Here is a 12,859-nt window from a genome sequence, read left to right as displayed (position 1 = left end):
ATGACTGATATTCAAACCACTTTTGCTGACCTTGGCCTGAACGCCGACATCCTTGAATCACTGAATGGCATGGGCTACGTAAAGCCATCCCCAATCCAGGCTGAGTGTATTCCTCACCTGCTGGCGGGCCGTGACGTGTTAGGCATGGCGCAGACCGGGAGTGGTAAAACAGCGGCATTTTCTCTGCCGCTGTTAAACAACATCGACCCGACTGTTAAAGCACCGCAAATCCTGGTGCTGGCACCGACCCGCGAACTGGCGGTACAGGTTGCTGAAGCAATCACCGAATTCTCTAAGCACATGCGTGGCCTGAACGTGGTTGCCCTTTACGGCGGCCAGCGTTATGACGTGCAGCTGCGCGCTCTGCGTCAGGGACCACAGGTTGTTGTGGGTACCCCTGGTCGTCTGCTTGACCACCTGAAACGCGGTACGTTAGAACTCTCTAACCTGCGCGGCCTGGTGCTGGATGAAGCTGATGAAATGCTGCGTATGGGCTTCATCGAAGACGTTGAAACCATCATGGCTCAGATTCCAGCCGGTCATCAGACTGCACTGTTCTCTGCAACCATGCCGGAAGCGATTCGTCGCATCACCAAACGCTTCATGAAAGATCCACAGGAAGTGCGTATCCAGTCAAGTATGACAACGCGTCCTGATATCAGCCAGAGCTACTGGACCGCTTACGGTCGTAAAACAGATGCACTGGTTCGCTTCCTGGAAGCAGAAGACTTTGATGCTGCCATCATCTTCGTGCGTACTAAAAACGCAACGCTGGAAGTGGCAGAAGCACTGGAGCGTAGTGGCTACAACAGCGCCGCGCTGAACGGTGATATGAACCAGGCTCTGCGTGAGCAGACGCTGGAGCGCCTGAAAGATGGTCGTCTCGACATCCTGATTGCAACCGACGTTGCGGCCCGTGGCCTGGACGTTGAGCGTATCAGCCTGGTTGTGAACTACGACATCCCGATGGATGCAGAATCTTACGTTCACCGTATCGGTCGTACCGGTCGTGCTGGTCGTGCTGGCCGTGCGCTGCTGTTCGTTGAGAACCGCGAGCGTCGTCTGCTGCGCAACATCGAACGTACGATGAAGCTGACTATCCCTGAAGTTGAACTGCCTAACGCAGAACTGCTGGGTGAGCGTCGTCTGGCCAAGTTTGCCGCTAAAGTTCAGCAGCAGCTGGAAAGCAGCGATCTGGATCAGTACCGTGCTCTGCTGACTAAAATGCAGCCGGAAGATGAACTGGATCTGGAAACGCTCGCCGCCGCACTGCTTAAGATGGCACAGGGCGAACGTCCTCTGATTCTGCCACCAGAAGCACCACGTCCTGCACGTCGTGAATACCGCGATCGTGACGAGCGTGATGGCCGTCGTGACAGCCGTGAAGCGCGTAGCGATCGTGGCCCACGTGACAGCCGTGATGGCGATCGTCCACGTCGCGAACGTCGTGACGTTGGCGAAATGCAGCTGTACCGCATCGAAGTAGGCCGTGATGATGGTGTTGAAGTTCGTCACATCGTTGGCGCTATCGCTAACGAAGGCGACATCAGCAGCCGTTACATCGGTAACATCAAGCTGTTCGGTAACCACTCGACTATCGAGCTGCCGAAAGGCATGCCAGGCGATGTGCTGCAGCACTTCACCCGTACGCGTATTCTGAACAAACCAATGAATATGCAGCTGCTGGGTGATGCTCAGCCAAACGAAGGCCGTGGCGATCGTCGTCCAGCCGGTGCTGGCGGTGAGCGTCGCAGCGGTCCGGGCGCAGCTAACCGTGAAGGTGGCCGTCGCTTCTCTTCTGAACGCCGTGAAGGTGGTCGTGAAGGCGGTGGACGTACTTTCAACCGTGAAGGTAGCCGTGGTCCACGTCGTGAAGAAGGCGCAGCTGCCGCTCCACGTCGTCGTGATGCATAACGACTTAACGTCGTAATAAAAAGGGAAGCCGCTGGCTTCCCTTTTTTTATGCCTGTCAGGCCCCCCCGCTGATCATGACGCGCTCGCCGCTGACATAAGCGGACTCCTCAGAGGCCAGAAATAGCGCGACCTGCGCTACATCCTCCGGCAGACCAAAACGCCCCAGCGGGGTAGCCGCCAGCAGCTGTGCCTTGAGCTGCGGACTCATCCTCTTCGCAGCCAGTAATCCCTCGGTCAGGATCATCCCAGGAGCCAGCGCGTTAACCCGGATATTCCTGGCGCCCAGTTCGCGCGCCAGCCCCTGAGTCAGGGTATCCACCGCGCCTTTGGTGGCCGCCCAGAGTACGGAACCCGGCGTGCTGTTTTTACTGTTCAGGGCACTAAGATTGATAATGCTGCCGCCATGCGCGGGGAAATGACGAATCGCCTGCTGACAGACCATCAGCGTGCCGAGCAGGTTAATGTTGATCTGCTGCTGCATCTCCTCCTGCGTCAGCGCCGCAAACTCGCCGTGATGAAAGCTGCCCGCATTGTTCACCACAATGTCCGGTGCGCCGAAACACTCTGCAGTTGTGGCGAACAGCCGTTCCACATCCCGCAGATGAGAGATATCAGCCTGTACCGCCACGGCTTCACTGCCCAGCGTGACGATATCGCTGACTACGTCAGCCGCTCCCACCTCGTCCTGACGATAGTTGACCACGACGCGCGCGCCCGCTGCGGCAAATGCGATGGCAATGGCCGCGCCAATGCCTTTGGACGCGCCGGTCACCAGTGCAATTTTATTCTGCAATGCTTTCATTATGTCATTCTCCGCCGTAATGATTGCGTCGAAAGACTATGCGCGCGGCTGACGAAAAGCGGGTAGCGCAATCCTGCAAGCTTTTTGCACGATCCTGCAAAAGTGCTGCACCAGCAAAGGCATTCCGCCAGACGTCAGGTAATATCGGCACAGAGCGGAAGGGGAGAACGCAGTGACAGAGAGTAACAAGTGGCAGGCGCTGGCACAGTTAATTGCCCGTCATGCGCCGGAGGATGGCCGGCATTCCAGCGCCATCGACTGCCTGTTTTTTGGCCGGGTTTCAGCACCTACTGAGCCGATGCACTTTGCTCAATGGGCCAGTTTTGCGCTGGTGGCGCAGGGCAGCAAAGCGCTGCATATGGGTGATGAGGTGCTGCACTATGGACCAGGGGATCTGCTGCTGGTAACGCTGGATATGCCAGTGCGCGCCTGCGTCACTGTCGCCACGCCGGAAAAGCCCAATCTCGGGATAGGTATCGCCATCAATGAATCCCGGCTTATGCGCTACCTTGAACAGTTTCCGCCAGCGCTGCCGCTGGTGACCGCAGGCAATGAACGGGGTGTCACCGTGCATAAGGTTTCACCTTTGCTGGTGGATGCAGTCATCCGGCTGGTGCGTCTGCTTGACCACCCGGAAGATATTGAGGCGCTGGCTCCGCTGATTGAGCAGGAGATTTTCTACCGGCTGCTGACCGGGCCGGAGGGCTCGCGCATCCTGAATATGGCGCTGGCTGAGCGGCCGGGTAACCGGGTGGCGCAGGCTGCCCGCTGGCTGCGGGAGAATTTTCACCAGCCGCTAAAGATCGATCAGCTTGCCAGCAGTGTCGGCATGAGTATCTCTTCGCTGCATCATCACTTCAAAGCCGTAACGGCTATGACGCCGATGCAATACCAGAAACAACTGCGGCTCAATGAGGCGCGGCGTTTGATGTTGGTGGAAAAGCTGGATGCCGGTACGGCAGGCTATCGGGTGGGCTATCAGAGCGCATCACAGTTCAGTCGTGAATATCGCCGCCTGTATGGGCAATCTCCTGCCAGGGATAGTCGTCAGCTGGCGGTGAGCCCGGATACCCTGCGCCCACCGCAAAACTGATTACAGGCTGTTTGCCGCTTCCATCGCAATGGCAAAGGAGCGCAGACGAGCTTCGCTGTCAAAAATCTGGCCATTAACCATAATTTCATCTGCCTGCGTTTCACGCATCAGCGAAGCCAGGCCATGACGCACCTTGTCGGTATCGCCCACCAGCGACATGCTGAGTGCCTGCTGAACGCCATACTGCTCTGACGGCGACCAGAGATTATCCATATTCTCAACCGGGGCCGGTAACGGGCCCGGTTTGCCGCGGCGCAGGTTAATAAACTGCTGCTGCTGCGAGGTAAACAGGAAGCGCGCATCACGCTCATTATCAGCGGCCACCACGTTAATGCAGACGGTGGCATAGGGCTTGTCGAGACGCGCCGAGGGCTGGAAGTTCTCACGATACACGTGCAGTGCCTGGAAGAGCTGGTCAGGCGCGAAGTGGGAGGCAAAGGCAAACGGCAGGCCCATTTTTGCTGACAGCTGCGCGCTGTAGAGGCTGGATCCGAGTAGCCAGACCGGGATCTTCAGCCCCAGACCCGGCACTGGCTGAACCGGCAGTTGCGCATCCGGGCCAGCATCGAACCAGTTAATCAGTTCAGCCACATCTTCGGGAAAGGTGTCCGCATGCATGCTGGACTGGTGACGGCGCAGCGCCATCATGGTGCGCTGGTCAGAACCGGGCGCGCGACCTAAACCGAGATCGATACGGCCCGGATAGAGAGAGGCCAGGGTGCCAAACTGCTCGGCGATGACCAGCGGCGCATGATTAGGCAACATAATGCCACCGGAGCCCAGCTTCAGTGTCTCGGTGTTCGCCGCCAGATAGCCGATCAGCACCGACGTCGCAGCGCTGGCAATCCCTGTCATGTTGTGATGTTCAGCCAGCCAGTAGCGTTCGAAGCCCAGTTTTTCAGCCTGACGCGCCAGCGCCAGGGAATTATGGAACGCATTCCGTGCGGTCGCACCCTGTGGAATCGGCGCAAGATCCAGCACGGACAGGCGAAGAGGTTTTTTATCAGACATGACTACTCCCGTTGTATGGCGCAGGCGTAAAACCTGCACCATTTAGTATTACGCATCATTCCTTATATTAAAACTGCTAACCTCAGCAGGAATATAGCCGGTATGTGCTTTTACTCAGGATGCCAGCGTCATACCCGCCAGTTTGCGCCAGTAACCGTTACAATCGCAGCCTTTCGCGACCATAAGCGGAGCCTGACCGTTTTCATTGGCGCGGAAACGGTCGATCTCTGCCAGCGTCGACGTATCCTGCGGCGAGAGTCTCACGCAATCGACCTGGCCACGCATCCCCGCCAGATCGTTACCCAGGTTATAGCAGTAGCCGCTCATGGTCTGAATGCCATTGAGGACGAACACCTGTTGTCCCTCCTGAGAGTTGACGCGGCGACCTGTCGGATAGTTGATACAGCAGGTTTCGCAGTCATCTTTCGCGCGATTTTCCGAGCGGGCGGTGAAACAGCGCGCTGACAGCGCCAGCGGCAGATGACCGTAACCCATCACCTCCACCTCAAACTGCTTGCGGATACCCCGCGTCTCGCACTGCGCCAGCAGCTGTAGCAGCCAGTCACGCGACATCTCCACCGGCATACACCAGCGCGTCATGCCCTCTTTAACCAGCAGCTGCAGCGTGTCGGCATTATAGACATTCAGCGTGGGACCGGCGACAAAGGGCAAATGGCGCTCAGCGGCCATATTGACCGTGCCGATATCATTGGCTTCAATCAGGAACTCGCCGTTTTCTACGTAGCGCTGCAGCTCTTTCAGCTCAGAGGGTGATTGCAGCAGCGCCAGCGTGCTGAGTACAACCTGTTTGCCGCTGGATGCCACGTCACGCGCCAGCGCCATCCAGCGGGCATAGGGCGTAGCGCGGCGTTTACTGCACACCGCTTCGCCGAGATAAATAATATCCGCACTACTGCGGACAGCCTGCTGATAAAAATCGTCCAGCGTATCGGTCGGCCAGTACCAGAGCACCGGTCCAAGAGCATATTGCATCATGACTCCTTATTGCCATTCACGGTGATAAGCACCCAGCGTGGTTTGTGTGCCTTCAGAGAGATCGCCCAGCGTCTGCATCCACTGTGGCGCCACGTCAAACTGCTCCGGCTGCGCCTTGCAGCGATCGATTGCCTGACGCCAGACGCGCGCCACATCAGCGACGTAGGCGGGACTGCGCTGCCGGCCTTCGATTTTCACCGAGGCGATGCCTGCCCGCAGCAGCTCTGGCAGCAGTTCCAGTGTGTTGAGACTGGTCGGTTCCTCCAGGACGTGATAACGCTGATTGTTAACCTCATAGCGTCCTTTGCAGAGCGTCGGGTAACCGGCGCTCTCATCGGGGGCGTAGCGATCAATTAGCACTTCATTCAGGCGTGACTCCATGCCCTGCGGCGTCTGCTGCCAGCGTACAAATTTCGCCGGGGAGCAGGCACCTGCGCTGTTAGGTGATTCGCCGGTCATCCAGGAGGAGAGGTAGCAGCGGCCTTCTGCCATAATGCACAGACTGCCAAAGGCGAACACCTCCAGCGGCACCGGCGTGCTGCGTGCCAGTTGTTTAACCTGATGAATCGACAAGACGCGCGGGAGTACCACCCGCTGCAGATTGAAGTGGCGATGATAAAAGCGAATCGCCTCAAGATTGGTTGCCGATGCCTGTACAGAGAGATGACGTTCAACCTGTGGATAGTGCTTCGCGGCGTACTCCAGCGTAGCGATATCAGCCAGAATCAGGGCATCTGCCCCGTTTTGCGCCGCCACATCAATCGCCCGCTGCCAGCGTCCCATGCCATCGGGATGGGCAAAGGTATTGATTGCCACATGCAGTTTGCGCTGATGCTGATGGAGATAGCGCGCCGCTTCAGCCAGCTTTTTATCAGTGAAGTTCAGGCCCGCAAAGTGACGAGCATTGGTGTCATCTTTCAGTCCCACATAGACCGCATCCGCGCCATTTTCTACGGCGGTGCGCACTGCGGGTAAGTTTCCTGCCGGGCAGAGCAGTTCCATAGGTGTTCCTCTCAACATGCGATGGGCGTCGAGTCTAGGCATCTGGTCTGGTCTGTGTGTTGATTTAAGGCAGTGAAATTTCAGTTCATCTTTCCCGGCAGCGTTTTTTCCCGCTATTGCCGCGTTTTTTATTGATCCCGGATGAGGCGCGCAGAAAAGGATATGGCAATATACGTAAAATTTTCTGAAGGGAGTGACGAAAGTGTTAGAGCGGATACATGCCCATTGTGTGAAGACCGGTCCAAAAATCTTAGGGTTACCTGTAGCGCTCACCCCATTCCCGGTCAAAAAGTTGCTACTGCAACAACTCTTAAACTGGCAATTTCGCCATGCTTTGGCTGAAGGTGAGTTAGACTTTCTGAATGGTCGCCTGCTGGGTATCGAGATTGCCGATCTTAATCTGCAATGGATAACCACGCTGCAGGATGGCCGACTGGCGGTATTGCAACAGTCCGAAGCGGATGTCTGGTTTCGGAGCAATGCCAATGATCTGTTGCTGGTGGCAGCACGTAAAGCAGACCCCGATATGCTGTTCTTTCAACGCCGTCTGGTGATTGAAGGTGACACAGAACTGGGACTTGAGGTGAAGAACGTAATGGATGCTATTGAACCCGAGGCTATGCCCACTGCGTTACGCACGGCTATTGAGCAGATGGCGGCATTTGTCGACGCCGGCATGAAACAGGACGCGAAGGCCGCACAGCCGCGCGCAGGTGCCGCATGTTGATCCGTAGCGAAATTGGTGTTGATGCCGCAGGCATCGACGTACTGCTCAGACGCTGCTTCAGTCACTCCGCCGAGGCGGAACTGACTCAGGCGCTGCGTGAAGATGGCCTGCTGACCTTAGGCGTGGTCGCCACAGATGACGAGGGACAGGTGCTGGGTTATGCCGCATTCAGTCCGGTCAGCGTTCAGGGCGACGATCGCGGCTGGGTGGCGCTGGCACCGCTGGCCGTTGATGAGACGCTGCGCGGTCAGGGCATTGCCAGCAAGCTGATTTATGAGGGGCTGGATACACTTAATGAATTTGGCTACAGCGCGGTTGTCGTGCTGGGCGATCCGGCGCTGTTCAGCCGGTTTGGTTTTGAACCGGCTGCACGTCATGGCCTGCGCAGTCGCTGGCCGGGAACAGAGGCAACGTTCCAGGTCTACCGTCTGGCGGACAATGCCTTTGACGGCGCGGAAGGGCAGATCGACTACGCCGAACCCTTTAATCGCCAGCCGTAATACGTAGCCAGCTCTCCAGGCTGATCGGCTGACCCGCCACCAGCAGTAACTTCTGCTGATGGGTCAGTTGCTTAACCTGATACTCCAGTCTGGAGGCGCTGGCGCGATCGCCCGCCTCACAGTGAAACACCAGGTCCAGCGGGCCTTTGCCGCGCAGCGCGCGGGCGCCGCGTCCGCTCTGGTGCTGAGCAACCCGGCGCACCACATCCGTGGTGATGCCGGTGTACAGGCTCCCTTTCGCCGTCCGGACGATGTAGAGTTGCCACTGCTGACCCATCGTAAACTATTCCCAAAAAAAGGTGCCGGGCAGTGTAGCGCGCTTCACGCTCCGGTGCACCACCAGGAGTTTATCTTGTCCGATCACGCCCATCTGGTTCGCTACCTCAGAAAGCAGCATGTACTTTCTCTCTGCTGTACCGCCGACGATCAACTCTGGTGCGCTAACTGCTACTACGTCTTTGATGAGACACGCATGGCCTTCTGGATTATGACCGAACCCGCTACCCGCCACGGTGAATTAATGGTACAGAATCCGCAGGTTGCAGGTACCGTCAATGGCCAGCCCAGAACTGTGCTGCTCATTAAAGGGGTACAGTATCGTGGCCGGGTCAGACGGCTGGAGGAAGCAACAGAGCAGGTCGCCAGAGCGGCTTACCAGAAACGTTTTCCGGTCTCACGCAAAGTGTCGGCCCCGCTGTGGGAGATTGAGCTGGATGAGGTGAAGATGACGGATAATGCGCTGGGATTCGGCAAGAAAATTGCCTGGCAGCGGGAAAAATAGACACGCCCCTTTCGGCTGAAAAGGGCGCGGCGGAATTACAGCGCTTCGAGGATCCGCAGGGATTCACGGTTAAAGGCCGGTAAATCGTCCGGCGTACGGCTGGTGACCAGCTTATCGCCGTCCACCACCACTTCCTTGTCATGGAAGTCAGCACCGGCATTGATCAGGTCAATGGCAACGGCTTTAACGGTGGTCATCTTGCGACCGCGCACGCCGTTCGCGCTAATCAGCAGCTGTGGACCGTGGCAGATGGCAAAGATCGGTTTGCCGCTGGCGACAAACTCTTTGGTAAAGGCAACAAAACGATCGTCGCCGCGCAGAGCGTCAGGCGAGTGACCGCCTGGCAGCAGCAGGGCATCAAATTCCGCCGGGCTGACATCATCAATGCTGCGATCGATGGTCACTTCCGCTTCGCCTTTCTTGCCTTTAACGACATTACCGGCCTGTTTCTCAATGGTCACGACCTCAAAACCCGCGCCTTTGTAGGCTTCCGCAGGTGAGGTAAATTCTGAGTCTTCAAATTCGTCGGTAATCAAAACCGCAACTTTCTTGCTCATCTTTTTTTCCTCCTTAAAGTTGTGGAGAGCGTGGCGCGCTTTCCGGATCACGCTGTAAGCCTGGTCGCTGAGCGTGAGAACGCAAGCCTGCCCGTTAAGATCAGCTATCTTTTAAGCTGTCAGCAGTGAAATAAGGACGAATCTGAGATGAATCGCGTATTACTGACCGGTGCCACTGGCTTAGTCGGGTCGCATCTGCTGCGCTTACTGATTGAGGATCCCCGCATTGACGAAATCATCGCGCCCACCCGCCGGCCACTGCCTGCGATGCACAAAGTGGTGAATCCGGTAGAAGCCGATCTGACGGATGTGCTGGGGCCGCTGGAAAGTTCGCTGGATACGGTGTTCTGCTGCCTGGGAACGACGCGCAGGCAGGCGGGCAGCAAACAGGCATTCATCCACGTCGATTACACCCTGGTAGTGGACAGCGGATTATGCGGATTACGCCTGGGCGCGAAGCAGATGCTGGTCGTCAGCGCGCACGGTGCCAGCCGTTACTCACCGTTTTTGTACAATCGCGTCAAAGGCGAAATGGAGAATGCGTTGCGCCATCAGGGCTGGCCGCGCCTGACGCTGGTGCGACCTTCACTGCTGCTGGGGGATCGCGCGCAGAAACGTCAGGGCGAAAGCCTGGCGGGACCGCTGTTTTCGCTGCTGCCGGGCAACTGGCGGGCGGTTCACGCACGCGACGTGGCGCGTTGTCTGCATCAGCAGGCGTTCGCGCCGGGTGGTGAAAGCGTCAACATCATTGAGTCGGGCGACATCCCACGTCATTCAGCGTAACTGCCAGACGATCTGATTACGGCTGCCGCGCCATTGCAGCGTGGCATCTTTCTCCTCTTCGACAAAGCGGCCATCGATCAGCACGTCGAGATAGTCCAGCACGGCGCGCTGTGCCGCATTCAGCTCCTGCATCCGGTAGCCGGTCCAGAGCCAGATGTCTTTACCGGGGCATATCTGTCGCACCCGTTTCACCAGACGGCGAATGTGCGGCACGTTATGCGGATGAAGTGGATCGCCACCGCTCAGCGACAAGCCCTGGCGCGGAATGCGTGTGTCCTGCAGATCCGCCAGTAGTTGCTCCTCCATCGCCAGCGTAAAGGGCACGCCGGAATCAATACGCCAGGTGCTCTGGTTGTAGCAGCCGCGACACTGATGTTCGCAACCAGCAACAAACAGCGTGCAGCGGGTGCCGGGGCCATTCACGATATCCACATCGTAGTAACGATGAATATGCATCATCCCAGCGGTCCTTCGGCCAGATGCTTAACGCGACGCTGCACTTCCTGCTGCTTACCGGCGTTGAAAGGTCGTGCATCCGGGCTGCCAAGATAGCCACAGACCCGCCGTGTAACAGAGACGCGCGCCGGATCGTGATTGCCACAGTTCGGACAGGTAAAGCCACGGCTGGTACAGGTGAACTCGCCGTTGAAGCCGCACTCGTAGCACTCATCAATCGGCGTATTGGTACCGTAATAGGGCACGCGGTCGTAGCTGTAATCCCAGACATCTTCCAGCGCTTTGAGATTGTGCTGCACATTCGGGTATTCGCCGTAACAGATGAATCCGCCATTCGCCAGCGGCGGATAGGGCGCTTCAAAGTCGATTTTGTCGTAAGGATTCACCTTCTTCTCAACGTCGAGATGGAAGCTGTTGGTGTAGTAGCCCTTGTCTGTGACGCCCGGCACCAGACCAAACTGCGCGGCATCAAGACGGCAGAAACGGTCACACAGATTCTCACTCGGCGTGCTGTAAAGGCTGAAGCCGTAGCCTGTTTCCGCTTTCCAGCGATCGGTGGCGGCGCGCATGTACGCAATGATCTCTACGCCTTTGGCGCGCAGCGCCGCATCATCGTAAGGATGCTGATGACCGCCGCTGAGCGCATTCAGGGTTTCATGCAGGCCGATATAGCCCAGCGACAGCGACGCACGACCATTACGGAAAATAGGTCCTACCTCATCATCGGCATTCAGCCGGACGCCGCAGGCCCCTTCCATATAGAGGATGGGCGCAACGCGCGCTTTGGTCTTCTCCAGCCGTGCCACACGCGTCATCAGCGCCCGCTTAGCCAGCAGCAGGCGGGCATCGAGCAGCGTCCAGAAACGCGCTTCATCACCGCCCGCTTCCAGTGCGATGCGTGGCAGGTTCAGGCTGATCACCCCGATATTGTTGCGACCCTCATGAATCTGCTCGCCGTTCTCTTCATAAACGCCAAGGAAACTACGGCAGCCCATTGGGGTTTTGAACGAGCCGGTGACTTTCACCACCTGGTCGTAATTGAGAATGTCGGGATACATCCGCTTGCTGGCACACTCCAGCGCCAGCTGCTTGATGTCGTAATTAACATCGCCCGCCCGGCGGTTGACGCCTTCACGAATGCTGAAGACCAGTTTAGGGAACACCGCGGTTTTGCGATTCTTGCCCAGCCCCGCCAGCCGGTTACGCAGAATCGACTGCTGGATCAGCCGTGCCGCCCAGTCAGTCCCCAGACCAAAGCCAAAGGTGACAAACGGCGTCTGGCCGTTGGCGGTGTGCAGGGTATTCACCTCATACTCCAGCGACTGAAAGGCGTCATAGCACTCTTTATCTGTGCGCTGGCGCGCATACTGCTCTGCCTGCGGGATTTGCCACTGTTCGGCGATCGCCAGATGCCGGGTATAGCTCTGCTCAACAAACGGGGCCAGTACTTCATCAATGCGGTTAATGGTGGTGCCGCCGTAAATGTGGCTGGCGACCTGGGCGATAATCTGCGCCGTCACAGCAGTGGCGGTGGCGATCGATTTAGGTGGCTCGATCTCAGCATTGCCCATCTTAAAACCGTTGGTCAGCATGCCCTTCAGATCGATCAGCATGCAGTTGAACATCGGGAAGAAGGGTGAATAGTCGAGATCGTGATAGTGGATCTCGCCGCGCTCATGCGCCAGAACGATGTCGCGCGGCAGGATCTGCTGCTGTGCGTAGTGCTTTGCCACGATCCCGGCCAGCAGATCGCGCTGCGTCGGGATCACTTTGCTGTCTTTATTGGCATTTTCGTTCAGCAGCGCCGCGTTGGTCTGATCGACCAGACCGCGAATGGCGTGATGTAACTGGCTCTGACGATCGCGGGCGACATCGCGATCGTGGCGATACTCAATGTAGGCGCGCGCCAGTTGTGGATAAGGACCCGCCATCAGCGTCTCTTCTACCGCACACTGAATCTCGCGGATAGCCACTTCCGGACGATCGGCCAGCCGCAGGGCAACGCGCTCAGCGACCTGCGCGCACCAGGCCGCATCGTCGACATCTGCTGCCCGTGCCGCGGCCACAACAGCCTGCTCAATACGCTGCGCATCAAAGCCTGTCCGGCATCCATCGCGCTTGATTACCACCGTCGCCATTCCTCTCTCCGTTAACTACATATGGGGGTTGGGTGGATTCTATTCTCTACATGTAGTGATTGCTGTGAATTATTGCGCAAGGATTTGACCTGAAGCAAG

General features: G+C 57.5%; 14 protein-coding genes. 6 read left to right on the top strand and 8 right to left on the bottom strand.

Annotated elements, in window-relative coordinates; all coding sequences use genetic code 11:
- Window positions 1-1,914 (top strand): DEAD/DEAH family ATP-dependent RNA helicase, encoded by a 1,914-nt coding sequence (locus ACTJKZ_RS15095; protein WP_260059026.1) that lies wholly within the window; start codon window positions 1-3, stop codon window positions 1,912-1,914.
- Between the two features lie 55 nt (window positions 1,915-1,969).
- On the opposite strand, the gene ACTJKZ_RS15090 is transcribed toward ACTJKZ_RS15095, so the two are convergent.
- A complete protein-coding gene (locus ACTJKZ_RS15090) occupies window positions 1,970-2,716 on the bottom strand; it encodes an SDR family NAD(P)-dependent oxidoreductase (RefSeq protein WP_222924681.1) in 747 nt (248 codons plus the stop codon).
- 172 nt (window positions 2,717-2,888) lie between these two features.
- Here ACTJKZ_RS15090 and ACTJKZ_RS15085 point away from each other — a divergent pair, with 172 nt between their 5' ends.
- Window positions 2,889-3,809: an AraC family transcriptional regulator gene (locus tag ACTJKZ_RS15085; protein WP_161731848.1), complete on the top strand. Its 921-nt coding sequence runs from the start codon at window positions 2,889-2,891 to the stop codon at window positions 3,807-3,809.
- Here ACTJKZ_RS15085 and ACTJKZ_RS15080 read toward each other — a convergent pair whose 3' ends face one another.
- The 3 genes from ACTJKZ_RS15080 to ubiU form a co-directional block, all read right to left on the bottom strand.
- Window positions 3,810-4,820 (bottom strand): luciferase-like monooxygenase, encoded by a 1,011-nt coding sequence (locus ACTJKZ_RS15080; protein ID WP_253420874.1) that lies wholly within the window; start codon window positions 4,818-4,820, stop codon window positions 3,810-3,812. It lies immediately after the preceding gene.
- Window positions 4,821-4,934: 114 nt separating this feature from the next.
- Entirely contained in the window at window positions 4,935-5,813 is an 879-nt protein-coding gene (locus ACTJKZ_RS15075; protein WP_161731938.1) for a U32 family peptidase, read from the bottom strand.
- 9 nt (window positions 5,814-5,822) lie between these two features.
- Window positions 5,823-6,818, bottom strand: a complete 996-nt coding sequence (gene ubiU, locus ACTJKZ_RS15070; RefSeq protein WP_161731852.1) for a ubiquinone anaerobic biosynthesis protein UbiU — start codon at window positions 6,816-6,818, stop codon at window positions 5,823-5,825.
- A gap of 202 nt (window positions 6,819-7,020) precedes the next feature.
- Between ubiU and ubiT the strand changes: the two genes are divergently transcribed.
- The gene (gene ubiT, locus ACTJKZ_RS15065) at window positions 7,021-7,545 is read left to right on the top strand and encodes a ubiquinone anaerobic biosynthesis accessory factor UbiT (protein WP_161731854.1); all 525 of its coding nucleotides are present in this window, start codon (window positions 7,021-7,023) and stop codon (window positions 7,543-7,545) included.
- Window positions 7,539-8,045, top strand: coding sequence for a GNAT family N-acetyltransferase (locus tag ACTJKZ_RS15060; protein WP_161731856.1), 507 nt, complete (start codon window positions 7,539-7,541; stop codon window positions 8,043-8,045). The genes ubiT and ACTJKZ_RS15060 overlap by 7 nt, the downstream gene beginning before the upstream one ends.
- On the opposite strand, the gene ACTJKZ_RS15055 is transcribed toward ACTJKZ_RS15060, so the two are convergent.
- Window positions 8,029-8,322 (bottom strand): GIY-YIG nuclease family protein, encoded by a 294-nt coding sequence (locus ACTJKZ_RS15055; protein WP_161731858.1) that lies wholly within the window; start codon window positions 8,320-8,322, stop codon window positions 8,029-8,031. The two genes, ACTJKZ_RS15060 and ACTJKZ_RS15055, sit on opposite strands and share 17 nt — an antisense overlap.
- 75 nt (window positions 8,323-8,397) lie before the next feature.
- On the opposite strand from ACTJKZ_RS15055, the gene ACTJKZ_RS15050 reads away from it, so the two are divergent.
- Window positions 8,398-8,826 (top strand): YhbP family protein, encoded by a 429-nt coding sequence (locus ACTJKZ_RS15050; RefSeq protein WP_285086586.1) that lies wholly within the window; start codon window positions 8,398-8,400, stop codon window positions 8,824-8,826.
- A gap of 35 nt (window positions 8,827-8,861) precedes the next feature.
- Here ACTJKZ_RS15050 and ACTJKZ_RS15045 read toward each other — a convergent pair whose 3' ends face one another.
- Window positions 8,862-9,383 (bottom strand): type 1 glutamine amidotransferase domain-containing protein, encoded by a 522-nt coding sequence (locus tag ACTJKZ_RS15045; RefSeq protein WP_033731332.1) that lies wholly within the window; start codon window positions 9,381-9,383, stop codon window positions 8,862-8,864.
- A gap of 147 nt (window positions 9,384-9,530) precedes the next feature.
- On the opposite strand from ACTJKZ_RS15045, the gene ACTJKZ_RS15040 reads away from it, so the two are divergent.
- Window positions 9,531-10,166 carry an NAD-dependent epimerase/dehydratase family protein gene (locus ACTJKZ_RS15040; protein ID WP_161731862.1) on the top strand — a complete coding sequence of 212 codons (636 nt, stop codon included), beginning with the start codon at window positions 9,531-9,533 and terminating at the stop codon, window positions 10,164-10,166.
- Here the strand turns inward: ACTJKZ_RS15040 and nrdG are convergent.
- Window positions 10,158-10,625 carry an anaerobic ribonucleoside-triphosphate reductase-activating protein gene (gene nrdG / locus ACTJKZ_RS15035; protein WP_161731864.1) on the bottom strand — a complete coding sequence of 156 codons (468 nt, stop codon included), beginning with the start codon at window positions 10,623-10,625 and terminating at the stop codon, window positions 10,158-10,160. The two genes, ACTJKZ_RS15040 and nrdG, sit on opposite strands and share 9 nt — an antisense overlap.
- Window positions 10,622-12,760, bottom strand: coding sequence for an anaerobic ribonucleoside-triphosphate reductase (gene nrdD / locus ACTJKZ_RS15030; RefSeq protein WP_253420880.1), 2,139 nt, complete (start codon window positions 12,758-12,760; stop codon window positions 10,622-10,624). The genes nrdG and nrdD overlap by 4 nt, the downstream gene beginning before the upstream one ends.
- Window positions 12,761-12,859: the final 99 nt, after the last annotated feature.

Origin of the sequence: Pantoea sp. 22096 (assembly GCF_052045955.1) — a bacterium.
GTDB classification, from domain to species: domain Bacteria; phylum Pseudomonadota; class Gammaproteobacteria; order Enterobacterales; family Enterobacteriaceae; genus Pantoea; species Pantoea alfalfae.
This window is presented reverse-complemented; position numbering and strand designations above follow the sequence as displayed.